At 53.8% G+C, this 22,550-nt stretch carries 25 protein-coding genes; 17 read left to right on the forward strand and 8 right to left on the reverse strand.

Going from position 1 to position 22,550, the window contains the following annotated elements; translation table 11 throughout:
• The first annotated feature begins 10 nt into the window (after positions 1–10).
• The 5 genes from eutB to eutR are packed head-to-tail and all read left to right on the forward strand — an operon-like array spanning position 11 to position 4,601.
• Entirely contained in the window at positions 11–1,372 is a 1,362-nt protein-coding gene (eutB, locus tag OGY72_RS07125) for an ethanolamine ammonia-lyase subunit alpha (RefSeq protein ID WP_003038029.1), read from the forward strand.
• Between the two features lie 20 nt (positions 1,373–1,392).
• Positions 1,393–2,289: an ethanolamine ammonia-lyase subunit EutC gene (eutC, locus tag OGY72_RS07130; protein ID WP_008785418.1), complete on the forward strand. Its 897-nt coding sequence runs from the start codon at positions 1,393–1,395 to the stop codon at positions 2,287–2,289.
• Positions 2,290–2,298: 9 nt separating this feature from the next.
• Positions 2,299–2,958 carry an ethanolamine utilization microcompartment protein EutL gene (gene eutL / locus OGY72_RS07135; RefSeq protein WP_003838537.1) on the forward strand — a complete coding sequence of 220 codons (660 nt, stop codon included), beginning with the start codon at positions 2,299–2,301 and terminating at the stop codon, positions 2,956–2,958.
• 11 nt (positions 2,959–2,969) lie between these two features.
• On the forward strand, positions 2,970–3,500 hold the full coding sequence (gene eutK / locus OGY72_RS07140) for an ethanolamine utilization microcompartment protein EutK (protein ID WP_042306913.1): 531 nt from the start codon (positions 2,970–2,972) through the stop codon (positions 3,498–3,500).
• Positions 3,501–3,548: 48 nt separating this feature from the next.
• Positions 3,549–4,601, forward strand: coding sequence for an HTH-type transcriptional regulator EutR (eutR, locus tag OGY72_RS07145; RefSeq protein ID WP_279275646.1), 1,053 nt, complete (start codon positions 3,549–3,551; stop codon positions 4,599–4,601).
• A gap of 95 nt (positions 4,602–4,696) precedes the next feature.
• On the opposite strand, the gene hemF is transcribed toward eutR, so the two are convergent.
• Complete coding sequence (gene hemF, locus OGY72_RS07150) at positions 4,697–5,596, reverse strand: oxygen-dependent coproporphyrinogen oxidase (RefSeq protein WP_048224960.1); 900 nt, start codon at positions 5,594–5,596, stop codon at positions 4,697–4,699.
• 2 nt (positions 5,597–5,598) lie between these two features.
• On the reverse strand, positions 5,599–6,468 hold the full coding sequence (gene amiA, locus OGY72_RS07155; protein ID WP_003038046.1) for an N-acetylmuramoyl-L-alanine amidase AmiA: 870 nt from the start codon (positions 6,466–6,468) through the stop codon (positions 5,599–5,601).
• A 212-nt stretch (positions 6,469–6,680) separates the two neighbouring features.
• Between amiA and OGY72_RS07160 the strand changes: the two genes are divergently transcribed.
• The 10 genes from OGY72_RS07160 (at position 6,681) to cysM (ending at position 15,133) form a co-directional block, all read left to right on the forward strand.
• Entirely contained in the window at positions 6,681–7,106 is a 426-nt protein-coding gene (locus OGY72_RS07160; protein WP_003038048.1) for a GNAT family acetyltransferase, read from the forward strand.
• The gene (locus OGY72_RS07165; RefSeq protein WP_008785415.1) at positions 7,093–7,542 is read left to right on the forward strand and encodes a DUF2919 domain-containing protein; all 450 of its coding nucleotides are present in this window, start codon (positions 7,093–7,095) and stop codon (positions 7,540–7,542) included. The genes OGY72_RS07160 and OGY72_RS07165 overlap by 14 nt, the downstream gene beginning before the upstream one ends.
• 59 nt (positions 7,543–7,601) lie before the next feature.
• Positions 7,602–8,177, forward strand: a complete 576-nt coding sequence (locus OGY72_RS07170; protein WP_048215807.1) for an RpoE-regulated lipoprotein — start codon at positions 7,602–7,604, stop codon at positions 8,175–8,177.
• Positions 8,178–8,270: 93 nt separating this feature from the next.
• Positions 8,271–9,170, forward strand: a complete 900-nt coding sequence (gene yfeX / locus OGY72_RS07175; RefSeq protein ID WP_003835022.1) for a porphyrinogen peroxidase — start codon at positions 8,271–8,273, stop codon at positions 9,168–9,170.
• A gap of 171 nt (positions 9,171–9,341) precedes the next feature.
• Positions 9,342–10,133 (forward strand): SDR family oxidoreductase UcpA, encoded by a 792-nt coding sequence (gene ucpA / locus OGY72_RS07180; protein ID WP_003835020.1) that lies wholly within the window; start codon positions 9,342–9,344, stop codon positions 10,131–10,133.
• 157 nt (positions 10,134–10,290) lie between these two features.
• Positions 10,291–11,307: a thiosulfate/sulfate ABC transporter substrate-binding protein CysP gene (cysP, locus tag OGY72_RS07185; protein ID WP_003835019.1), complete on the forward strand. Its 1,017-nt coding sequence runs from the start codon at positions 10,291–10,293 to the stop codon at positions 11,305–11,307.
• Positions 11,308–12,141: a sulfate/thiosulfate ABC transporter permease CysT gene (cysT, locus tag OGY72_RS07190; RefSeq protein ID WP_003038061.1), complete on the forward strand. Its 834-nt coding sequence runs from the start codon at positions 11,308–11,310 to the stop codon at positions 12,139–12,141.
• A complete protein-coding gene (cysW, locus tag OGY72_RS07195) occupies positions 12,141–13,016 on the forward strand; it encodes a sulfate/thiosulfate ABC transporter permease CysW (RefSeq protein ID WP_286547491.1) in 876 nt (291 codons plus the stop codon). The genes cysT and cysW overlap by 1 nt, the downstream gene beginning before the upstream one ends.
• Entirely contained in the window at positions 13,006–14,103 is a 1,098-nt protein-coding gene (gene cysA / locus OGY72_RS07200; protein ID WP_126317596.1) for a sulfate/thiosulfate ABC transporter ATP-binding protein CysA, read from the forward strand. The genes cysW and cysA overlap by 11 nt, the downstream gene beginning before the upstream one ends.
• Positions 14,104–14,221: 118 nt before the next feature.
• The gene (gene cysM, locus OGY72_RS07205) at positions 14,222–15,133 is read left to right on the forward strand and encodes a cysteine synthase CysM (protein WP_003835014.1); all 912 of its coding nucleotides are present in this window, start codon (positions 14,222–14,224) and stop codon (positions 15,131–15,133) included.
• Positions 15,134–15,224: 91 nt separating this feature from the next.
• Here cysM and OGY72_RS07210 read toward each other — a convergent pair whose 3' ends face one another.
• Together OGY72_RS07210 and ptsJ are read right to left on the reverse strand one after the other, a co-directional pair.
• Positions 15,225–15,941, reverse strand: coding sequence for a type 1 glutamine amidotransferase (locus tag OGY72_RS07210; RefSeq protein ID WP_126317597.1), 717 nt, complete (start codon positions 15,939–15,941; stop codon positions 15,225–15,227).
• Between the two features lie 13 nt (positions 15,942–15,954).
• The gene (gene ptsJ / locus OGY72_RS07215) at positions 15,955–17,247 is read right to left on the reverse strand and encodes a MocR-like B6 salvage transcription factor PtsJ (RefSeq protein ID WP_286547492.1); all 1,293 of its coding nucleotides are present in this window, start codon (positions 17,245–17,247) and stop codon (positions 15,955–15,957) included.
• 82 nt (positions 17,248–17,329) lie between these two features.
• Between ptsJ and pdxK the strand changes: the two genes are divergently transcribed.
• Together pdxK and OGY72_RS07225 are read left to right on the forward strand one after the other, a co-directional pair.
• A complete protein-coding gene (gene pdxK / locus OGY72_RS07220; RefSeq protein WP_057066918.1) occupies positions 17,330–18,196 on the forward strand; it encodes a pyridoxine/pyridoxal/pyridoxamine kinase in 867 nt (288 codons plus the stop codon).
• On the forward strand, positions 18,193–18,432 hold the full coding sequence (locus OGY72_RS07225) for a cytoplasmic protein (protein WP_279275651.1): 240 nt from the start codon (positions 18,193–18,195) through the stop codon (positions 18,430–18,432). The genes pdxK and OGY72_RS07225 overlap by 4 nt, the downstream gene beginning before the upstream one ends.
• Before the next feature lie 148 nt (positions 18,433–18,580).
• Here OGY72_RS07225 and crr read toward each other — a convergent pair whose 3' ends face one another.
• From crr to cysK, 4 genes are all read right to left on the reverse strand, one after another.
• The gene (gene crr / locus OGY72_RS07230; RefSeq protein ID WP_000522253.1) at positions 18,581–19,090 is read right to left on the reverse strand and encodes a PTS glucose transporter subunit IIA; all 510 of its coding nucleotides are present in this window, start codon (positions 19,088–19,090) and stop codon (positions 18,581–18,583) included.
• A gap of 40 nt (positions 19,091–19,130) precedes the next feature.
• The gene (gene ptsI, locus OGY72_RS07235; RefSeq protein ID WP_003834993.1) at positions 19,131–20,858 is read right to left on the reverse strand and encodes a phosphoenolpyruvate-protein phosphotransferase PtsI; all 1,728 of its coding nucleotides are present in this window, start codon (positions 20,856–20,858) and stop codon (positions 19,131–19,133) included.
• Between the two features lie 45 nt (positions 20,859–20,903).
• Entirely contained in the window at positions 20,904–21,161 is a 258-nt protein-coding gene (gene ptsH, locus OGY72_RS07240; RefSeq protein ID WP_002913505.1) for a phosphocarrier protein Hpr, read from the reverse strand.
• A gap of 383 nt (positions 21,162–21,544) precedes the next feature.
• Positions 21,545–22,516, reverse strand: a complete 972-nt coding sequence (gene cysK, locus OGY72_RS07245) for a cysteine synthase A (RefSeq protein WP_003038091.1) — start codon at positions 22,514–22,516, stop codon at positions 21,545–21,547.
• Positions 22,517–22,550: the final 34 nt, after the last annotated feature.

The raw sequence follows: 22,550 nt of genomic DNA on the forward strand, positions 1-22,550 counted from the left end.
GGAACGACTTATGAAACTAAAGACCACATTGTTCGGCAATGTTTATCAGTTTAAGGATGTTAAAGAGGTGCTGGCAAAAGCCAACGAACTGCGTTCGGGGGATGTGCTGGCAGGAGTGGCTGCAACCAGTTCGCAGGAACGCGTGGCGGCCAAGCAGGTACTGTCGGAAATGACGGTGGCGGATATCCGCAATAACCCGGTGATTTCCTATGAAGAGGACTGTGTAACGCGTCTGATTCAGGATGACGTCAACGAGACGGCCTATAACCGTATCAAAAACTGGAGTATCAGCGAGCTGCGCGAGTACGTGCTGAGCGATGAAACCTCCGTTGATGACATTGCGTTTACGCGCAAAGGGTTAACGTCGGAAGTGGTCGCTGCGGTAGCAAAAATCTGCTCTAACGCGGACCTGATCTACGGCGGTAAGAAAATGCCGGTGATCAAAAAGGCCAATACCACCATCGGTCTGCCGGGCACCTTCAGCTGCCGTTTGCAGCCGAACGACACCCGTGATGACGTGCAGAGTATTGCGGCACAAATCTACGAAGGGCTGTCCTTCGGGGCGGGCGATGCGGTGATTGGTGTTAACCCAGTAACGGATGACGTGGAAAACTTAAGCCGCGTACTGGATACCGTGTACGGCGTTATCGACAAATTTAACATCCCGACCCAGGGCTGCGTACTGGCACACGTGACTACCCAGATCGAAGCGATTCGTCGCGGTGCGCCGGGCGGGCTGATTTTCCAGAGTATCTGCGGTAGCGAAAAAGGCTTAAAAGAGTTTGGCGTTGAGCTGGCCATGCTGGATGAAGCGCGCGCAGTGGGCGCTGAGTTCAACCGTATCGCTGGGGAAAACTGCCTGTACTTCGAAACCGGGCAAGGGTCTGCGCTTTCCGCGGGCGCGAACTTCGGTGCCGATCAGGTGACGATGGAAGCACGTAACTACGGGCTGGCGCGCCACTACGATCCGTTCCTGGTGAACACCGTGGTGGGCTTTATCGGGCCGGAGTATCTCTACAACGACCGTCAGATTATTCGTGCCGGTCTGGAAGATCACTTTATGGGCAAGCTGAGCGGCATCTCGATGGGCTGCGACTGCTGCTACACCAACCATGCTGATGCTGACCAGAACCTTAACGAAAACCTGATGATTCTGCTCGCCACCGCTGGCTGCAACTACATCATGGGCATGCCGCTCGGTGACGACATCATGCTCAACTATCAGACCACCGCCTTCCACGACACCGCGACCGTGCGTCAGCTGCTGAACCTGCGTCCGTCGCCGGAGTTTGAACGCTGGCTGGAAACCATGGGCATTATGGCAAACGGTCGCCTGACCAAACGGGCGGGCGATCCGTCACTGTTCTTCTGATGACGCGGGGATGACACACGATGGATCAAAAACAGATTGAAGAAATTGTACGCAGCGTAATGGCGTCAATGGGTGAGTCGCAGCCGCAGGCTCAAGAACCTTCAGCACCAGCAAAATGCAGCACCACGCAGTGCGCCGCGCCGACCGGTGAAAGCTGCGCGATGGACTTAGGCTCAGCCGAAGCCAAAGCATGGATTGGCGTAGAGAATCCGCACCGTGCAGAGGTGTTGACTGAACTTCGCCGTAGCACCGCTGCGCGTGTATGTACCGGTCGTGCCGGTCCTCGTCCGCGTACCCAGGCGCTGCTGCGTTTCCTGGCTGACCACTCACGTTCGAAAGATACGGTATTGAAAGAAGTGCCGGAAGAGTGGGTAAAAGCCCAGGGGCTGCTGGAAGTGCGCTCGGAAATCAGCGACAAAAACCTGTATCTGACGCGTCCGGACATGGGGCGTCGTCTGAGTGCGGAAGCCATTGAAGCACTGAAATCACAGTGTGTAATGAATCCGGATGTGCAGGTGATTATTTCTGATGGCCTGTCTACCGACGCGATTACCGCCAACTACGAAGAGATCCTGCCGCCGCTGTTGTCGGGCTTAAAACAGGCTGGATTGAAAGTCGGGACGCCGTTCTTTGTTCGCTATGGGCGCGTGAAAATCGAAGATCAGATCGGCGAACTGCTGGGTGCAAAAGCGGTAATCCTGCTGGTTGGTGAACGTCCGGGCCTCGGTCAGTCGGAAAGTCTTTCTTGCTACGCCGTCTATTCGCCGCGTGTGGCAACCACCGTTGAGGCTGACCGTACCTGCATCTCGAACATTCACCAGGGCGGTACGCCTCCGGTTGAAGCGGCAGCAGTAATTGTGGATTTGGCCAAGCGCATGCTGGAGCAAAAAGCATCCGGCATCAATATGACCCGTTAAGGAGGCATCATGCCAGCATTAGATTTGATTAGACCTTCAGTCACCGCGATGCGCGTGATTGCCTCGGTAAATGACGGTTTTGCCCGCGAACTTAAATTGCCGCCACATATACGTAGCCTCGGACTCATCACAGCAGACTCTGATGACGTGGCGTATATTGCCGCAGATGAAGCGACAAAACAGGCGATGGTGGAAGTGGTTTATGGCCGCTCGCTGTATGCCGGTGCGGCGCACAGTCCCTCTCCAACCTCGGGCGAAGTGCTGATTATGCTCGGTGGACCAAACCCAGCCGAAGTTCGCGCAGGTCTGGACGCGATGGTGGCCAATATTGAAAGCGGGGCGGCATTCCAGTGGGCGAATGACGCAGAAGATACCGCCTTCCTGGCGCATGTGGTTTCGCGCACCGGTTCGTATCTTTCCGCGACCGCAGGATGCCGACTGGGCGATCCGATGGCGTATCTGGTAGCACCGCCGCTGGAAGCGACATTTGGTATTGATGCCGCGCTGAAATCTGCCGATGTGCAACTGGTGACCTATGTGCCACCGCCGTCAGAAACCAACTATTCAGCCGCGTTTTTGACTGGTAGCCAGGCCGCTTGTAAAGCCGCATGTAACGCCTTTGCTGATGCTGTTCTGGATATTGCCCGTAATCCAATCCAGCGCGCGTAAGAGAGGTTGTGATGATCAATGCACTGGGATTACTGGAAGTGGATGGCATGGTGGCTGCCGTAGACGCGGCGGATGCCATGCTGAAAGCCGCCAACGTACGCCTGCTGAGCCATGAAGTGCTCGATCCTGGCAGGTTGACGCTGGTCGTGGAAGGCGATCTGGCGGCGTGCCGTGCGGCGCTGGATGCCGGCAGCGCCGCCGCAGCGCGTACGGGCCGTGTTATCAGCCGTAAGGAGATAGGCCGACCGGACGATGACACCCAGTGGCTGATCGGCGGTTTTAAGCGCCAGCCGAAGAAACCAGAACAGAAGCCAGAAGTGAAAACAGACGTAAAAGCAGAGAAGACGCAGGACGCCCCGTTGACGTCTGAATCCTCTGAACAACTTCTGACGCTGTTAGCATCGGTCCGTCAAGGAATGACGGCAGGGGAAGTGGCTGCCCACTTTGGCTGGTCACTTGATGAAGCCAGAAAGGCGCTGGAACAGCTCTTTTCTGACGGAGCGTTGCGTAAACGCAGTAGTCGCTATCGCTTAAAAAATTAACCTGTCGGAGGGCCGGGGGCTTCCTTGAAGCTTCCGGCTTAAAAGATCATGAAAAAGAACCGTACTGCAAACCTGCACCATCTTTATCATGAAGCATTACCCGAAGACGTTAAACTGACGCCGAAAGTGGAAGTGGACAACGTTCACCAACGGCGAACAACGGATGTGTATGAGCACGCGCTGACGATTACCGCCTGGCAGCAGATCTACGACCAACTGCATCCGGGGAAATTTCATGGCGAGTTCACGGAAATCCTGCTCGACGATATTCAGGTGTTCCGTGAATACACCGGACTGGCGCTGCGTCAGTCGTGCCTTGTCTGGCCAAACTCATTTTGGTTTGGCATTCCGGCCACGCGCGGCGAGCAGGGATTTATTGGTACCCAGTGTTTGGGGAGCGCTGAAATTGCCACCCGCCCAGGCGGGACGGAGTTTGAACTGAGTACACCGGATGACTACACCATTTTGGGTGTTGTCATTTCGGAAGAGGCCATTGCTCGTCAGGCCAATTTCCTGCATAACCCGGAAAGGGTGTTGCATATGCTGCGCAATCAGTCGGCGCTGGAAGTTAAAGAACAACACAAAGCCGCGCTATGGGGCTTTGTGCAGCAGGCGCTGGCGACGTTTAGTGAGAATCCTGAAAACCTTCACCAACCCGCGGTGCGTAAAGTGTTGGGGGATAACCTGCTGCTGGCGATGGGCACCATGCTGGAAGAAGCGCAGCCGATTATGACTGCGGAGAGCATCAGCCATCAGAGTTATCGTCGCTTGCTGTCGCGTGCGCGCGAATATGTGCTGGAAAATATGTCAGAGCCGCTGACCGTGCTCGACTTATGCAATCAACTGCACGTTAGCCGCCGGACGTTGCAAAACGCCTTTCACGCGATCCTCGGTATTGGCCCGAATGCCTGGTTGAAACGTATTCGCCTGAACGCTGTGCGCCGTGAGTTGATAAGTCCATGGTCGCAGAGTGCGACGGTGAAAGACGCCGCCATGCAGTGGGGGTTCTGGCATTTAGGGCAATTTGCCACCGACTACCAGCAGCTGTTTGCGGAGAAACCATCGTTGACGCTGCATCAGCGTATGCGCCAGTGGGCATGATGAGATTATTGTGCCGGATGCGACGCTAACGCGTCTTATCCGGCCTACGGGTTTGCCGTTGTTGTAGGCCTGATAAGCGTAGCATTATCAGGTAATTACACCCAGTCGCGGACCTGAATAAACTCGCTAAGGGCAGCTTCCGGGCTGTTCGCTTCCGGCTGCCAGTCATACTCCCAGCGTACCAGCGGCGGCATCGACATCAGAATCGATTCCGTGCGCCCGCCAGTTTGCAAACCGAACAACGTGCCGCGATCCCACACCAGATTAAATTCCACATAGCGCCCACGACGATAAAGCTGGAAATTACGCTCGCGCTCGCCCCAGCTCATCATTTTGCGGCGTTCGACGATGGGCAGATACGCCTCGGTGTAACCTTGACCCACCGCTTGCATAAAAGCGAAGCAGTGGTCGAAATCAGGGGTATTCAAATCATCGAAAAACAGCCCGCCAATGCCGCGCTGCTCGTTGCGGTGCTTGAGGAAGAAGTAGTCATCGCACCACTTTTTGTAACGTGGATAAACGTCATCGCCAAACGGCTGGCACAGATCCCGCGCCGTGCGATGCCAGTGAACCGCATCCTCATCAAAGCCGTAGTAGGGCGTTAAGTCAAAGCCGCCGCCAAACCACCACACGGGATCGGCCCCCGGTTTTTCCGCGATAAAAAACCGTACGTTGGCATGGCTGGTTGGAATGTAGGGATTCTGCGGGTGCACCACCAGCGAGACGCCCATCGCTTCAAAGCTGCGCCCGGCAAGCTCCGGGCGATGCGCGGTAGCTGAGGCCGGCATAGCATCGCCGTGGACGTGGGAGAAATTAACGCCTGCTTGCTCGAAAATACCGCCGTTACGCAACACCCGACTGCGCCCGCCGCCGCCCGCTTCGCGTTGCCAGTTATCCTCAACAAATTCGCTGCCGTCTACGGTGGATAACTGCTGACAAATCTCATCCTGCAGGCTGAGCAGGAACTGTTTTACGCGCTGTGCATCGGGCTTCATGGTTAACGTTTCTTCGAGTGGGCTTTCTGGTTATCAAACCAGTGGAAATAGCTGATGATGCCATTGGCGATAGCGGTGGCGATTTTCTGACGAAACGCCGCCGTACCCAGCAATCGTTCTTCTTCCGGGTTGGTGATAAACGAGGTTTCGACCAGGACCGACGGAATCGAAGGTGATTTTAGCACCACGAAGGCGGCCTGTTCCGTGCTGCGACTGTGCAGACGGTGTACCGGCTTGATCTTCTTAAGAATATGCGAGCCTAACGTCAGGCTGTTTTTTATGGTGTCAGTTTGCACCAGATCGAACAGCACCTGCTGCAACAAATGATCTTTGTCGGTGGCCTTCTTCCCGGCGACTTCATCGGCCCGGTTTTCACGATCGGACAGATATTTCGCCATGGCACTACTGGCACCGCGATTGGATAAGGCAAAGACCGACGCACCCGCAGCGCTCGGATTGGTAAAACCGTCGGCGTGGATCGACATGAACAGATCGGCACCATGTTTGTGGGCGATCTCGACGCGATCGTAGAGCGGAATAAACGTATCGCCGGAGCGGGTCAGGCGTGCATCAATCCCCTGATTGCGTAGGATCGAGCGCACGTTTTTGGCAATCGCCAGTACCACGTGCTTTTCTTTCGACCCATTGCGACCAATTGCCCCGGTATCAATCCCGCCGTGCCCCGGATCAAGAACAACAACGCGCTTAGCGCCGGATTTTTTCGCTTTCGGTTTGCTGTGTCCATTGCTGGTCTTTAGCGCTTCTTCTTTTGCGATGGCTTGCGACATGCCTGACAGCGTCAGGGCGGCCAGCCCGGCTTTCAGCACCTGGCGGCGCGATGTGAGTGTTTTTAGTGGTTTAAAAGTGCTCATACGGCCTGAGTTGTAAAAAAAAGGTTCTAAACGTTATATCGTATCGCGTAGTCCGTTGCGACGGATCGAGATAAGAATTGTTTTACTTTTCATTTCAATACGTGACAATTCCGTATTATGCCATTTTTTCCGCCGCTTCGCGTCAGATATTGGCTAAATCAGCCGTTCGCGCCATAATCGCTTTTTAACGTCCTGAAAAGGTACCCAATACCATGGAAATACGCGTTTTTCGCCAGGAAGATTTCGAAGAGGTGATCACCCTCTGGGAGCGTTGTGATTTGCTGCGTCCATGGAACGACCCTGAAATGGACATCGAACGTAAAGTCAATCATGACGTCAGCTTGTTCCTCGTCGCTGAAGTGAACGGTGAGGTGGTCGGTACGGTGATGGGCGGATACGACGGGCATCGCGGTTCCGCCTATTACCTGGGCGTGCATCCTGAGTTTCGCGGACGCGGTATTGCCAATGCGCTGCTCAACCGGCTGGAGAAAAAGCTCATTGCCCGCGGTTGTCCGAAGATTCAAATCATGGTGCGTGACGATAACGACGTCGTACAGGGCATGTATGAACGTCTGGGCTATGAACATGCGGATGTACTCAATCTGGGCAAGCGTTTGATCGAAGATGAAGAGTACTGAGTTTCATCCGGCCGACTATGATGGTCATGGGCGTCTGCGCCTGCCTTTTCTCTTCTGGTGCGTACTGCTGTTGCAGGCACGCACCTGGGTATTGTTTGTGATTGCCGGTTCTTCCCGTGAGCAGGGCAACACCTTGCTGAATCTGTTTTATCCCGATCATGACGCATTCTGGCTGGGGTTGCTTCCCGGCGTTCCCGCCGTGTTGGCGTTTTTACTCAGTGGGCGACGCTTTGCGTTTCCGGTGCTCTGGCGCTGGCTGCGCGGATTATTGATTCTCGCTCAACTGGTGCTGCTGTGCTGGCAGCCGGTGATGTGGCTGGCAGGCGATCCGCTCAATGGCGTCGGGCTGGCGCTGCTGGTGGCGGATATTGTCGCGCTGATCTGGCTGTTAACCAATCAACGTCTGCGCGCCTGTTTTTCCCTTGAGAAAGAATAACGGCACTTTTTGGGGAAACCGGACTCCAAGCAACGTTGATAAATAAGGAAGGAAGTGAAATGAAATCACTGCGTTTGACTTTATGCGCGATGCCGCTGCTACTGGCCGGGTGTTCAACGTTGTCCTCGGTGAACTGGTCTGCCGCCAATCCGTGGAACTGGTTTGGTTCTTCAACGCAGGTCACAGAGCAGGGCGTAGGAGCGTTAACGGGCGCTACGCCGCTGGATGAAAAAGCCATTGCTGATGCGCTGGACGGTGATTACCGCCTGCGTAGCGGAATGAAGACCGATAACGGTAATGTGGTGCGCTTCTATGAAGCGATGAAAGACGACAAGCTGGCGATAGTCATCAACGGCAGCCAGGGAACCATCAGTCGTATTGATGTATTAGATCACGATATTTCGTCAGCCGCGGGTGTCGAAATCGGTACACCGTTTAGCGACCTTTACACTAAAGCTTTCGGTAATTGCCAAAAAGCAACCGGCGATGACAGCGCGGGCGTTGAGTGTAAAGCTGAGGGAAGTCAACATATTAGCTATATTTTTTCCGGCGAATGGAGTGGGCCTGAGGATATAATGCCGTCTGACGACACGCTGAAAGCGTGGAAAGTAAGCAAAATTATCTGGCGGCGTTAATTTGCGTCTGAACAAATCGGCTTGTTAAAAAAACAGGTAGAATAGCGCCCATCAATGCCACGATGTCGTGGCATCTTTTTTTCAGGAGGAACAATGTCTCAGGTTCAGAGTGGCATTTTGCCAGAACATTGCCGTGCGGCGATTTGGATTGAAGCCAATGTTAAAGGCGACGTTGATGCCCTGCGTGCGGCCAGCAAAACCTTCGCCGATAAGCTGGCGACCTTTGAAGCTAAGTTCCCGGATGCGCATCTGGGCGCGGTTGTCGCTTTTGGCAACAACACCTGGCGTGCATTGAGCGGCGGCGTCGGTGCTGAAGAGTTAAAAGACTTTATCCCTTACGGTAAAGGTCTGGCACCAGCAACCCAATATGACGTGTTGATCCATATTCTCTCTTTGCGTCATGACGTGAATTTCTCCGTTGCGCAGGCGGCAATGGAAGCATTTGGCGACTGTATTGAAGTCAAAGAAGAAATCCACGGTTTCCGTTGGGTCGAAGAGCGCGATCTCAGCGGCTTTGTTGACGGTACGGAAAATCCGGCAGGCGAAGAAACGCGCCGTGAAGTTGCCGTTATCAAAGATGGCGTGGATGCCGGTGGCAGCTATGTGTTTGTACAGCGTTGGGAACATAACCTGAAACAGCTTAATCGCATGAGCATCCATGACCAGGAAATGATGATTGGTCGCACCAAGGAAGCCAACGAAGAGATCGACGGTGATGACCGTCCGGTCACCTCTCACCTGAGCCGTGTTGACCTCAAAGAAGACGGTAAAGGGCTGAAAATTGTGCGCCAGAGCCTGCCATACGGTACTGCCAGCGGCACGCATGGTCTCTATTTCTGCGCCTACTGCGCTCGTCTGCACAACATTGAACAACAATTGCTGAGCATGTTTGGTGACACTGACGGTAAGCGTGATGCGATGCTGCGCTTCACCAAACCGGTAACCGGCGGCTATTACTTTGCACCGTCGCTGGACCGTTTAATGGCGCTGTAATGGTGAGCTGATCCTGTTATCGGCCACGAAATAGACATCCCCGCATCGTCGGGGATTTTTTTACCTGAGATTAACCTGATTTAGTGAGCTATTCCTCAGCACTAATTTGTTATTGCTGTATCTTCTGCGTGAATGAAGCGAAGGCTTCATATTCAAAAGGAGAATATTGAAATGGGAAAACTCACGGGCAAAACAGCATTGATTACGGGCGCATCTCAGGGTATTGGCGAGGGTATCGCCAGAACGTTTGCCCGCCATGGTGCGAACTTAATCCTGCTGGATATCTCCGATGAGATTGAAAAACTGGCGGATGAGTTGGCTGGGCGTGGGCACCGTTGCACAGCCGTTCACGCTGACGTCAGAGATTTTGCGTCGGTCAAGGAAGCGGTGACGCGCGCGAAGCAGATTGAAGGCAAAATCGATATTCTGGTGAACAATGCCGGCGTATGCCGCCTCGGCAACTTCCTTGATATGAGCGATGAAGATCGCGATTTTCACATTGATATCAACATTAAAGGCGTCTGGAACGTGACGAAAGCCGTTCTGCCGGAGATGATTGCGCGCAAAGATGGGCGCATCGTGATGATGTCATCGGTGACCGGCGATATGGTTGCTGACCCGGGCGAAACGGCCTACGCGCTGTCGAAAGCCGCGATCATCGGTTTGACCAAATCCCTGGCGGTAGAATATGCGCAGTCCGGCATTCGCGTGAATGCCATTTGCCCTGGCTACGTTCGTACGCCGATGGCGGAAAGCATTGCGCGTCAGTCTAACCCGGAAGATCCTGAATCCGTTTTAGTCGAAATGGCGAAAGCGATCCCAATGCGTCGTCTGGCCTGCCCGCTTGAGGTCGGCGAACTGGCGGCGTTCCTGGCATCGGATGAGTCCAGTTATTTAACTGGCACGCAAAACGTGATTGATGGCGGCAGCACTTTGCCTGAAAGCGTAAGCGTCGGCGTCTGATTGATGCCGGTCTCCTCCCCATGTGCTGGGGAGGAGGTACCCCTTATTCTCTTTTCAACTTTCAAATCATCAAACGGTATATAAAACCGTTACTCCTTTAGCACTGGTTATAAATATGATGACCATAAGAAAGTCATTTAATTTATAAGGGTGCGCAATGGCCGTTAACTTACTGAAAAAAAGAACACTGACGCTGGCAGCCATGCTGTTGCTGGTGGGGCAGGCGCAGGCAACGGAACTGCTGAACAGTTCATACGATGTTTCCCGCGAGCTGTTTGCCGCCCTTAATCCGCCGTTTGAACAGCAATGGGCGAAGGATAACGGCGGCGACAAACTGACGATTAAACAATCTCATGCCGGGTCATCAAAACAGGCGTTGGCGATTTTGCAGGGGCTGAAAGCTGACGTCGTGACCTATAACCAGGTGACCGACGTGCAGATCCTGCATGACAAAGGCAAGCTGATCCCTGCCGACTGGCAAAGCCGCCTGCCGAATAACAGTTCGCCATTCTATTCCACCATGGCGTTTTTGGTGCGTAAGGGCAACCCGAAGAATATCCACGAATGGAACGATCTGGTTCGCCCGGACGTGAAGCTGATTTTCCCGAACCCGAAAACCTCCGGTAACGCACGCTATACCTATCTGGCAGCGTGGGGCGCGGCAGATAAAGCGGACGGTGGGGATAAAGCTAAAACCGAACAGTTCATGACCCAGTTTCTGAAAAACGTGGAAGTATTTGATACCGGCGGTCGTGGTGCAACTACCACCTTCGTGGAGCGCGGTCTGGGCGACGTACTGATTACCTTTGAATCGGAAGTGAACAATATCCGTAAACAGTATGAAGACCAGGGCTTCGAAGTGGTGGTGCCGAAGGTCAACATTCTGGCGGAGTTCCCGGTGGCCTGGGTAGATAAAAATGTGCAGGCCAACGGTACTGAAAAAGCGGCGAAAGCTTACCTGAACTGGCTGTACAGCCCGCAGGCGCAAACCATCATTACCGATTTCTACTACCGCGTGAATAACCCACAGGTAATGGACAAGCTGAAAGATAAATTCCCGCAGACCGAATTGTTCCGTGTGGAAGATAAGTTTGGCTCGTGGCCTGAAGTGATGAAAACACACTTTGTCAGCGGCGGTGAGCTGGACAAACTGCTGGCGGCGGGGCGTAAGTAAATGTTTGCTGTTTCTTCCCGACGCGTGCTGCCCGGCTTCACTTTGAGCCTGGGCACCAGCTTACTGTTTGTCTGCCTGATATTGCTGCTGCCGCTGAGCGCGCTGGTGATGCAACTGGCGCAAATGAGCTGGGCGCAATACTGGGATGTGATTACCAATCCGCAGGTGGTGGCGGCTTATAAAGTGACGCTGCTGTCGGCGTTTGTGGCGTCGATTTTTAACGGCGTGTTCGGTTTGCTGATGGCGTGGATATTAACCCGCTATCGCTTTCCGGGCCGTACGCTGTTGGATGCTCTGATGGACCTGCCGTTTGCACTGCCTACGGCGGTGGCAGGTCTGACGCTGGCGTCACTGTTTTCGGTTAATGGCTTCTACGGCGAGTGGCTGGCGAAGCTGGATATCAAGGTGACCTACACCTGGCTCGGTATCGCGGTAGCGATGGCCTTTACCAGCATTCCGTTTGTGGTGCGTACTGTGCAACCAGTACTGGAAGAGTTAGGCCCGGAATATGAAGAAGCAGCTGAAACACTCGGTGCTACGCGCTGGCAAAGTTTCCGTAAAGTAGTGCTGCCGGAGCTGTCTCCCGCGCTGGTGGCGGGCGTTGCGCTGTCGTTTACCCGCAGCCTCGGTGAGTTTGGCGCGGTTATTTTTATCGCCGGAAACATCGCATGGAAGACGGAAGTGACCTCGCTGATGATTTTTGTTCGCTTGCAGGAGTTTGACTACCCGGCCGCCAGCGCGATTGCTTCTGTGATCCTCGGGGCTTCGTTGTTGCTGCTGTTTTCAATTAACACTCTGCAAAGTCGCTTTGGTCGACGTGTGGTAGGTCACTGATGGCAGACATTACCCAATTGAAACGCTATGGCGCACCCCGCATCAACTGGGGGAAATGGTTCCTGATCGGCACGGGCATGCTGGTCTCCGCGTTTATTTTGCTGGTGCCGATGATTTACATCTTCGTGCAGGCGTTCAGCAAGGGATTAATGCCGGTATTACAGAATCTGGCGGACCCGGACATGCTGCATGCCATCTGGCTGACGGTGCTGATTGCGCTGATTGCGGTGCCGGTGAACCTGGTGTTTGGCGTGTTGCTGGCCTGGCTGGTGACCCGCTTTAACTTCCCCGGACGCCAACTATTGCTGACGTTGCTGGATATTCCATTTGCTGTCTCGCCGGTGGTTGCCGGCCTGGTCTATCTGCTGTTTTACGGCTCTAACGGCCCGCTTGGCGGATGGCTGGATGAGCATAACCTGCAAATTATGTTTGCTTGGCCGGGGATTGTGCTGGTGACAGTATTCGTGACCTGTCCGTTTGTGGTGCGTGAGCTGGTGCCGGTGATGTTAAGCCAGGGTAGCAATGAAGATGAAGCGGCTGTGCTGCTTGGCGCGTCCGGCTGGCAGATGTTCCGCCGCGTGACGCTGCCGAATATCCGTTGGGCATTGCTGTACGGTGTGGTGTTGACCAACGCCCGTGCGATTGGTGAGTTTGGCGCGGTGTCAGTGGTTTCCGGCTCGATTCGCGGCGAAACCTTATCGCTGCCGCTACAGATTGAATTACTGGAGCAGGACTACAACACGGTCGGCTCCTTTACCGCCGCGGCGCTATTAACGCTGATGGCGATTATTACCCTGTTTTTGAAGAGCATGTTGCAATGGCGTCTGGAGAACCAGGAAAAACGCGCGCAGCAGGAGGAAAATCATGAGCATTGAGATTGCCAATATTAAGAAGTCTTTTGGTCGCACCCAGGTGCTGAACGATATCTCGCTGGATATTCCTTCAGGTCAGATGGTCGCGCTGCTGGGGCCATCTGGCTCGGGCAAAACCACGCTGCTGCGCATTATTGCCGGGCTGGAGCATCAGTCCAGCGGGCATATCCGTTTTCACGGCACCGACGTTAGCCGATTGCACGCCCGCGACCGTAAGGTGGGGTTCGTGTTCCAGCACTATGCGCTGTTTCGTCATATGACCGTTTTCGACAATATCGCGTTTGGTCTGACGGTCCTGCCACGGCGTGAGCGCCCGAATGCGGCGGCCATCAAAGCAAAAGTGACCAAACTGCTGGAAATGGTTCAACTGGCTCATCTGGCGGACCGTTTTCCGGCACAGCTCTCCGGCGGGCAAAAACAGCGCGTGGCGTTGGCGCGTGCGCTGGCGGTAGAGCCGCAGATCCTGCTGCTCGACGAGCCGTTTGGCGCGCTTGATGCGCAGGTGCGTAAAGAGCTGCGTCGCTGGCTGCGCCAGCTGCATGAAGAGCTGAAGTTTACCAGCGTGTTTGTGACCCACGACCAGGAAGAAGCGACGGAAGTCGCAGACCGCGTGGTGGTGATGAGCCAGGGTCATATCGAGCAGGCTGATGCGCCGGATCAGGTCTGGCGCGAACCGGCTACCCGTTTTGTGCTGGAGTTTATGGGCGAGGTTAACCGCTTGCAGGGAACGATTCGCGGTGGGCAATTCCACGTGGGCGCACACCGCTGGCCGCTGGGTTATACGCCTGGTTATCAGGGACCGGTGGATCTGTTCCTGCGTCCGTGGGAAGTGGACGTGAGCCGTCGTACCAGCCTGGATTCGCCGTTGCCGGTACAGGTGCTGGAAGCCAGCCCGAAAGGACACTACACCCAATTAGTTGTGCAACCGTTGGGGTGGTATAACGAACCGCTGACGGTCATCATGCAGGGTGATGATACCCCGAACCGCGGCGAACGGCTGTTTGTCGGGCTGCAAAATGCGCGCCTGTATAACGGAGACCAGCGGATTGAAACGCGTGAAGAGGAACTTGCCCTGGCGCAAAGTGCCTGATAGGTTAATTCGTATAGTTATCATCCGGTGGCGCTGTGCTTATCGGGCTTATCAGGTGCAGCATGACCTGTAGGCCGGGTAAGCGCAGCGCCACCCGGCATTTTATTGAGCTGAAAACGTGAACACATTAGAACAAACAATTGGCAATACGCCTCTGGTGAAATTACAACGTCTGGCGCCAGATAACGGCAGTGAAATTTGGGTCAAGCTGGAAGGCAATAATCCCGCAGGTTCGGTGAAAGACCGCGCCGCGTTGTCGATGATCGTCGAGGCGGAAAAGCGCGGAGAAATTAAGCCAGGCGACGTGCTGATTGAGGCTACCAGCGGTAATACCGGAATCGCGCTGGCAATGATCGCCGCGCTGAAGGGCTACCGTATGAAGCTGCTGATGCCAGACAACATGAGTCAGGAGCGCCGTGCGGCGATGCGCGCCTATGGTGCCGAGCTGATTCTGGTCACCAAAGAGCAGGGGATGGAAGGCGCGCGCGATTTAGCCCTTGAAATGGCGCAGCGTGGAGAAGGCAAGCTGCTGGATCAGTTTAATAATCCGGATAACCCGTACGCGCATTACACCACCACCGGACCGGAAATCTGGCAGCAGACGTCAGGTCGTATTACCCACTTTGTCTCCAGTATGGGAACGACAGGCACCATTACCGGTGTGTCGCGTTTTCTGCGTGAGCAAGAAAAAGCGGTCACTATCGTTGGCCTGCAGCCGGAAGAGGGCAGTAGTATTCCGGGAATTCGCCGCTGGCCTGCGGAATATATGCCGGGCATTTTTAACGCCTCGCTGGTGGATGAGGTGCTGGATATTCACCAGAACGATGCGGAAAACACCATGCGTGAACTGGCCGTGCGCGAAGGGATTTTCTGTGGTGTCAGTTCTGGTGGCGCGGTAGCGGGGGCGTTACGTGTGGCGCGCGCGACACCGGGAGCGGTGGTGGTGGCGATCATCTGCGATCGCGGCGATCGCTACCTTTCAACCGGCGTGTTTGGCGAAGAGCACTTTAACCAGGGATTAGGGATTTAGTTTTCAGGCCTGATAACCATAGCACTATCAGGCAAACGTACGGCACGAGCGCCGGATGACGACGTAAAGCGTCTTATCCGGCCTGCCATAATCAATCGTTACGTTTTTCCACAAGCTTATCTAGGAATTGCCACAGCTTCTCATTCATCTGCTGATAATCCCATGCTCGCATCTCTTCAACGGAACGGATGAAGCGCTTGCCTTTAGCTTCCGTCAGTTCTTGTTCGGAGTGTTGAATAAGCCCTTCTATAGCATCAGCTGTAAACTCCATATGGCACTGAAAACCATAAACAAAATTACCGTATTGCACGATTTGTCGTGGACAGCCCTCGCTAGCAGCAAGAATGGTCGCCTGGTCGGTTAATCCTGGCATGTCGTTGTGCCAGTGGCCGACAGTAAGCGGTGAGCCGAAATGGCTGAACAACGGGTGCTGTTGACCGGCTTCGGTCAGAACGATGGGGTAGTGACCAATTTCTTTTTCCGGACTCTGGCACACCTTCGCACCCAGCGCTTCGCCGATTAACTGTGAACCCAGGCAGATCCCCACCACAATTTTACGTGCCGCAATCGCCTGGTTGATCAGATGCTGCTCGGCCTGAGAATCAAAGTACGGGCACTCTGCCAGCGTGGTTCGTGGTGACTGCGGACCGCCAAACACCACCAACATATCGAAATCATCGGCGTTCGCAGGGACCGCTTCTCCGGCATAAACGCGCGACCAGGTGATGGTATAGCCGCGTGATTCGGCCCACGGCAGATACGCGCCAGCAGATTCGAAAGACTCATGAATAACAAAATGAACTCGCACTTTTTCTCTCCTGTTAGCGTTTTAGCGCCTGATGAATATCAGCCGCCAGCTTATCAATGTCGCTGTCAGTTAAGGTTGACAGCGTAATACGCAGGCCGTGGGCAGGCGTATTGACGCCAAACACTTCGCCTTCCCGCACCAGCCAGCCGGACTTCGCCAGCGCAAAAGCGATTGCCTGGCTGTTATTTTCCAGCGGTAGCCACATATTCAGACCGTCACCAACGGGCAACTCAATGCCATGTCGCCGTAGCGCTGCCGTCAACTTTTGCTGCTGGGCGGCGTAAAACTGCTGAGTTTGCGCCAGCGTGTGTTGATAAGTCTCGTCACTCAGGCAGGCGCAGGCCAAATCCTGCAGCAGATGGCTGACCCACTGACTGCCGGAGTTGAGCCGTAAACGTAGCTTCCCTGAAGTGAGCGGATCGCTGGCCACAATGGCCAGGCGTAAATCCGGACCTAACGTTTTGGACATCGAACGGACAATCGCCCAGTGCGTGGTTTCCTTCGCAATCACCGGATACCAGTGGCAAGCAGATAGCAGCGCAAAGTGGTCGTCGACGATCACCAGCGTCTGCGGATAGCGGGCCAGGATTTCCTGCAATTGCGCCGCGCGGGATGCGTTCAGGCTGCATCCTGTGGGGTTATGCGCGCGCGGTGTCAGAATCACCGCCCGCGCACCTTTCTGTAGCGCGAGTTCCAGTTGGTCCGGCAGCATACCTTCGTGGTCAACATTGGCCGGACTGGCGGAGAAACCAGCATAACGCAGCATGTTGATGCTGCTCAAAAAGCATGGATCTTCTACGACAACGCTATCTCCAGGCAGTAAATGGGCGCACAGTAGCCGTTCGATAGCATCAATGGCGCCGCTGGTGATATCAATTTCCCCTTTGCCGGGCATTGCATTTTGCATCCATTGTGATGCCCATACCTTAAGCCCTGGTGACACAGCGGCATCGCCGTACAAACGCGGATTCTTATTTATCTTCGCGAAATAACTACTCAGGTCAGGAAGACGCGAGGGCGCTGGATTACCGCCGGAAAGATCGATAAGCGGGGTATTCGGATTACCACCTTCCAACGCAACGGGGGCAGTAATCCCCTTAATCACCGTGCCGTTGCGTCCCAGGCTCTGCGCCAACCCGGAGGTGACCAGGCGTTTGTAAGCCGCCGCGACAGTATTGCGGTTCACGTTTAATTCCGTCGCCAGTTCCCGCACTGGCGGCAACGTTTCGCCTGCTGCCAGCGTGCCTGTAGTGACATGTTGACGGATACTGTCAAAAATTTCGTTAGCGGTTTTTCCGTCGATCATTATTGACCTATGACAAAATGAATTTTAGCATATGACGATAATAGTGAGGCGTAGGCCCGCTGTCCAGAGAGAGGAGAAATTTATGGAGCAGGAGAGTGATATCCAGTCAGTGCTCTTTGACGACACGAATCGGGCGTTACAGACCGATATCGTCGCCGTCCAGTCACAGGTGGTGTATGGCAGCGTAGGCAACAGCATCGCCGTCCCGGCCATTAAAGCGCAGGGGTTACGCGTGACGGCAGTACCCACGGTGCTGTTCAGTAATACCCCGCATTATGAAACCTTTTACGGCGGCGTTATTCCGTCCGACTGGTTTAGCGGCTATCTCCGCGCCTTAAGCGAGCGTGATGCCTTGCGCGAGCTAAAGGCGGTGACTACTGGATACATGGGCAGCGCGGAGCAAATCGCCTTGCTGGCACAGTGGCTGGAAACCGTTCGGGCCACGCATCCGGACCTGTGCATTTTGGTCGACCCTGTGATTGGCGATACGGATAGCGGCATGTATGTGAAAGCCGAAATCCCGGAAGCTTATCGTCAGCACCTGCTGCCGCTGGCGCAGGGGCTGACGCCGAACGTGTTCGAGCTGCAAATGCTGAGCGGAAAGCCGTGTCGTACGCTTGATGAAGCCATTACGGCGGCACAATCACTGCTCACTGACACCCTGAAATGGGTGGTAATTACCAGCGCACCGGGGGATACCGAAGAGATTATTAACGTTGCGGTGGTGACGGCTGAAACGGTTGAGGTGTTAGCCCATCCGCGAGTGAAAACGGATCTGAAGGGGACTGGCGATCTGTTTTGTGCAGAGCTGGTGAGCGGCCTTGTACTGGGGAAAGCGCTGACGACCGCGACTCACGACGCCGCGCAGCGGGTGCTGGACGTGATGACGTGGACGCATCTGTGTGGTTGTGATGAATTAATTCTGCCACCGGCAGGGGAGGCGCGATGAAGAGTTACCGGCTGGTAGTTCGCCAGAATGGGCGTATGGTTGGACATTTTGACACCAACGGGGCAGCAGCGCTGGAAGATATCTGCGTAGCGCGATCCATGTTTGGTATTGCGGGTGGCTACGACTGTGAATTGTTAGTGGCAGACTCGGAGCGACGGATGCTGGAAAGCGGGCCGGAAGGGATGAAAATCCTGATGCGCGAGGCGTGTTACCGACCGGTCACCTTACAGATTTAATGCCGGATGGCGGCGAGAACGTCTTATCCGGCCTACGTTACGGAGTTTGTTGTAGGCCGGATAAGCGTAGCGCCATCCGGCAGGGTTTTGATAACCATCAGATAAAAAAAATGGCGCCTGCTGGCGCCATCTTTCTCTGCAAAAAGAATTACTTCTTGATGCGGATAACCGGAGTCTCACCCACTGTCACGCTACCGGACAGTTTGATCAGCTCTTTGATTTCGTCCATGTTGGAGATAACAACCGGAGTCAGGGTAGACTTGGCTTTTTCTTCCAGCAGCGGCAGATCGAATTCAATAACCGGGTCGCCCACTTTCACGCGCTGACCTTCTTCAGCGATGCGTTTGAAGCCTTCGCCTTTCAGTTCAACGGTATCAATACCGAAGTGAACAAACAGCTCAATGCCGCTGTCGGATTCGATAGAGAAAGCGTGGTTGGTTTCAAAGATTTTGCCGATGGTGCCATCAACAGGGGCAACCATTTTGTTACCGGTTGGTTTGATAGCAATGCCATCACCAACGATTTTCTCAGCAAAAACTACATCCGGCACGTCTTCGATGTTGACGATCTCGCCAGAGAGCGGAGCAACGATCTCAATAGTTCCGGTGTCTTTCTTATCATCAGAAACCAGAGATTTCAGTTTATCGAACAAACCCATGATCTTCTCCTAAGCAGTAAATTGGGCCGCATCTCGTGGATTAGCAGATTGTTTTTTCTTCAATGAACTTGTTAACCAGCGTCATTAACTCGTCCGTTGTCGGTTGAGCAAGAGCCTGCTCTGCTAACACCTTCGCATCTTCGAAGTTCGTGTTACGGATAATCTTCTTAATGCGCGGGATAGAAATGGCGCTCATAGAGAATTCGTCCAGACCCATCCCCAGCAACAGAAGTGTAGCACGTTCGTCGCCTGCAAGCTCACCACACATGCCAGTCCATTTGCCTTCAGCATGAGAAGCATCAATAACTTGCTTGATCAGCGTCAGCACAGATGGCGACATCGGTTGGTAAAGGTGTGAAATCATATCATTACCACGGTCAACTGCCAGGGTGTACTGCGTTAAATCATTGGTGCCGATACTAAAGAAATCAACTTCTTTGGCTAAATGACGCGCAATTGTTGCCGCAGCTGGTGTTTCCACCATCACGCCAATCTCAATGCTCTCGTCAAATGCTTTACCTTCGTCGCGCAGTTCCTGTTTGTAGATTTCGATCTCTTTGCGCAGTGCACGCACTTCTTCAACAGAGATGATCATTGGGAACATGATACGCAGTTTGCCGAAAGCAGAGGCGCGTAGGATAGCGCGAACCTGGTCACGCAGGATCTCTTTACGATCCATGGCGATACGCACGGCACGCCAGCCCAGGAACGGGTTCTCTTCTTTCGGGAAGTTCATGTACGGCAGTTCTTTATCGCCGCCGATGTCCATGGTACGGACGATGACCGCCTGAGAGCCACAGGCTTCAGCAACGGCTTTATACGCAGCAAACTGTTCTTCTTCAGTTGGCAGCGATTCACGGTCCATGAACAGGAATTCGGTGCGGTACAGACCCACACCTTCAGCGCCGTTACGCTCAGCGCCTTCAACGTCACGAACGGTACCGATGTTGGCGCAAACTTCAACCTGATGTCCGTCCAGCGTGATAGCCGGCAGATCTTTCAGCTTAGCGAGTTCCGCTTTCTCGGTTGCAACCTGCTCCTGAACGGCACGCAGTTGATCAATAACGTCGTTGGTCGGATTGACGTAAACCTGATTGTTTACGGCATCCAGAATCAGATAGTCGTCGTTTTTCACCTGAGAGGTGACGTTACCCGTACCTACGATAGCAGGCAGTTCCAGAGAACGCGCCATGATAGAGGTATGGGAAGTACGTCCGCCCGCGTCAGTGATGAAACCCAGCACCTTGTTCAGGTTCAGCTGTGCGGTTTCTGACGGGGTCAGGTCTGCGGCAACCAGGATAACTTCGTCCTGGATAGCGCTTAGGTCAATAATTGCCAGACCCAGAATGTTACGCAGCAGGCGTTTACCGATGTCACGTACGTCAGCCGCACGTTCTTTCAGGTATTCATCATCCAGCTCTTCCAGGGCTGTGGCCTGACCTTCGATAACTTCATGCGCAGCTGCATCAGCCGTCATGTGCTTATCTTTAATCAGGGCTATGATTTCCTGCTCCAGCTCCTCATCTTCGAGCAGCATGATATGCCCTTCAAAGATGGCTTCTTTTTCTTCACCGAACGTTTCACCAGCTTTGGTTTTGATCGCTTCCAGTTGCGCAGATGCCTTGGCACGACCGCTCAGAAAACGTTCAACTTCCTGATCAACCTTGTCGGCAGAAATTTTTTTCCGGTCAATGACGATCTCGTCTTCTTTCAGCAGCAATGCTTTACCGAAAGCGATACCCGGGGATGCTAAAATGCCTGAAATCATAACCCTACCTTACTTGTGACTGATATTTAAAAGAACTCGTTGAACTTACTCGAGTTCAGCCATCAGTTTAACCAGATGCTCAACTGCTTTCTGCTCGTCCTCACCTTCTGCGGACAGGGTGACAACGGTACCCTGAGTCAGGCCCAGAGTCTGCAGTTTAAACAGGCTTTTGGCGCTAGCGCTTTTGCCGTTGGAAGTCACAGTAATTTCAGAAGTAAAGCCTTTTGCTTCTTTAACAAACTGAGCAGCAGGGCGAGTATGCAGACCGTTCGGAGCGGTAATGGTAACTTCTTGCTGGAACATTATATTTCCCCAACTTATAGGTTTAGTGTTGTGGAACTAAAGTCTAGCCTGGCGGCTCAACTTTAGCCTGTATTGTTAGCATCGGCGTAAACTGGACGCGACACAAAAGGAGTTCGGTGCAATCCGTTGCTGGCAACTTCTTGCCGCTGACGTTTCGTTCGTCATTAAACATTATGCCGCGAAAGGAAGAGTTGAACCAAATCATAAAATCGATTCAGCTAGCGCTTTTCCTGTAACGATTAATTTCGCGCATCAAAATAATTAGTTTGGTTAAATACCAGTTCCGGCGGGTTGAATCAATGCCAGGCGAGTTGAAACTTTGAAGCAGGCCACAAAAAAGCACCCAAAAGGGTGCTTTTTTACGCGTTTTTAACATGCTGGCACTACTGTTGCAGTTCTTTCTCTGTAAAGAGATCGGCAAACAGTGCTGTGCTCAGATAACGCTCACCCGATGACGGTAGAATAACCACTATATTCTTATTGGTAAAGGTTTCATCTTCCTGGAGCTTAAGCGCGGCAGCAACCGCAGCACCGGAAGAGATCCCAGCCAGAATACCTTCTTCTTCCATCAGACGACGCGCAGTAGAAATAGCTTCATCATTAGTGATGGCAACGACTTTATCGATAAGCTTCAGATCAAGGTTACCCGGAATGAAGCCAGCGCCGATGCCCTGAATTTTATGCGGGCCTGGTTTGAGTTCTTCACCTGCCAGCGCCTGGGCGATAACAGGGGAGTCGGTAGGTTCAACCGCGACGGTGATCAGATCGGTTTTGCCTTTAGTGCCTTTAATGTAACGGGTCACACCAGTCAACGTACCGCCGGTACCAACGCCAGAGATAAAGACATCAACCTGGCCATCGGTATCTTCCCAGATTTCCGGGCCGGTAGTTTTTTCGTGGATTTCCGGGTTTGCCGGGTTGCTGAACTGCTGCAGCAGCAGGAATTTTTCCGGATCGCTGGCCACAATTTCTTCCGCTTTCTGAATCGCGCCCTTCATACCTTTTGCGCCTTCGGTCAGCACCAGGTTCGCGCCCAGCGCTTTTAAGAGCTTGCGGCGCTCAATGCTCATGGTTTCAGGCATGGTCAGAGTCAGTTTGTAACCGCGAGCTGCGGCAACGTAGGCCAGCGCGATCCCTGTGTTGCCGCTGGTTGGTTCGACCAGCTCTACACCCGGTTTAAGTACACCTCGTTTTTCGGCATCCCAAATCATGTTGGCACCGATACGGCATTTGACGCTAAAGCTTGGGTTGCGTGATTCCACCTTCGCCAGAATGCGTCCGTTACCGATACGGTTCAGTCGAACCAGCGGCGTATGACCGATAGTCAGCGAGTTGTCTTCAAAAATCTTACTCATGGCCTGTCCTTAACTGTATGAAATTGGGATACCG

The organism is Citrobacter sp. Cpo221 (assembly GCF_030332345.1).
GTDB lineage: Bacteria > Pseudomonadota > Gammaproteobacteria > Enterobacterales > Enterobacteriaceae > Citrobacter > Citrobacter portucalensis.

What these genes read in the sequence shown, in the direction of transcription:
- eutB (WP_003038029.1), top strand. Translation starts at nt 11, where the DNA reads ATGAAACTAAAGACCACATTGTTCGGCAATGTTTATCAGTTTAAGGAT.
- eutC (WP_008785418.1), top strand. Translation starts at nt 1,393, where the DNA reads ATGGATCAAAAACAGATTGAAGAAATTGTACGCAGCGTAATGGCGTCA.
- eutL (WP_003838537.1), top strand. Translation starts at nt 2,299, where the DNA reads ATGCCAGCATTAGATTTGATTAGACCTTCAGTCACCGCGATGCGCGTG.
- eutK (WP_042306913.1), top strand. Translation starts at nt 2,970, where the DNA reads ATGATCAATGCACTGGGATTACTGGAAGTGGATGGCATGGTGGCTGCC.
- eutR (WP_279275646.1), top strand. Translation starts at nt 3,549, where the DNA reads ATGAAAAAGAACCGTACTGCAAACCTGCACCATCTTTATCATGAAGCA.
- hemF (WP_048224960.1), bottom strand. Translation starts at nt 5,596, where the DNA reads ATGAAGCCCGATGCACAGCGCGTAAAACAGTTCCTGCTCAGCCTGCAG.
- amiA (WP_003038046.1), bottom strand. Translation starts at nt 6,468, where the DNA reads ATGAGCACTTTTAAACCACTAAAAACACTCACATCGCGCCGCCAGGTG.
- OGY72_RS07160 (WP_003038048.1), top strand. Translation starts at nt 6,681, where the DNA reads ATGGAAATACGCGTTTTTCGCCAGGAAGATTTCGAAGAGGTGATCACC.
- OGY72_RS07165 (WP_008785415.1), top strand. Translation starts at nt 7,093, where the DNA reads ATGAAGAGTACTGAGTTTCATCCGGCCGACTATGATGGTCATGGGCGT.
- OGY72_RS07170 (WP_048215807.1), top strand. Translation starts at nt 7,602, where the DNA reads ATGAAATCACTGCGTTTGACTTTATGCGCGATGCCGCTGCTACTGGCC.
- yfeX (WP_003835022.1), top strand. Translation starts at nt 8,271, where the DNA reads ATGTCTCAGGTTCAGAGTGGCATTTTGCCAGAACATTGCCGTGCGGCG.
- ucpA (WP_003835020.1), top strand. Translation starts at nt 9,342, where the DNA reads ATGGGAAAACTCACGGGCAAAACAGCATTGATTACGGGCGCATCTCAG.
- cysP (WP_003835019.1), top strand. Translation starts at nt 10,291, where the DNA reads ATGGCCGTTAACTTACTGAAAAAAAGAACACTGACGCTGGCAGCCATG.
- cysT (WP_003038061.1), top strand. Translation starts at nt 11,308, where the DNA reads ATGTTTGCTGTTTCTTCCCGACGCGTGCTGCCCGGCTTCACTTTGAGC.
- cysW (WP_286547491.1), top strand. Translation starts at nt 12,141, where the DNA reads ATGGCAGACATTACCCAATTGAAACGCTATGGCGCACCCCGCATCAAC.
- cysA (WP_126317596.1), top strand. Translation starts at nt 13,006, where the DNA reads ATGAGCATTGAGATTGCCAATATTAAGAAGTCTTTTGGTCGCACCCAG.
- ptsJ (WP_286547492.1), bottom strand. Translation starts at nt 17,247, where the DNA reads ATGATCGACGGAAAAACCGCTAACGAAATTTTTGACAGTATCCGTCAA.
- pdxK (WP_057066918.1), top strand. Translation starts at nt 17,330, where the DNA reads ATGGAGCAGGAGAGTGATATCCAGTCAGTGCTCTTTGACGACACGAAT.
- OGY72_RS07225 (WP_279275651.1), top strand. Translation starts at nt 18,193, where the DNA reads ATGAAGAGTTACCGGCTGGTAGTTCGCCAGAATGGGCGTATGGTTGGA.
- crr (WP_000522253.1), bottom strand. Translation starts at nt 19,090, where the DNA reads ATGGGTTTGTTCGATAAACTGAAATCTCTGGTTTCTGATGATAAGAAA.
- ptsI (WP_003834993.1), bottom strand. Translation starts at nt 20,858, where the DNA reads ATGATTTCAGGCATTTTAGCATCCCCGGGTATCGCTTTCGGTAAAGCA.
- ptsH (WP_002913505.1), bottom strand. Translation starts at nt 21,161, where the DNA reads ATGTTCCAGCAAGAAGTTACCATTACCGCTCCGAACGGTCTGCATACT.
- cysK (WP_003038091.1), bottom strand. Translation starts at nt 22,516, where the DNA reads ATGAGTAAGATTTTTGAAGACAACTCGCTGACTATCGGTCATACGCCG.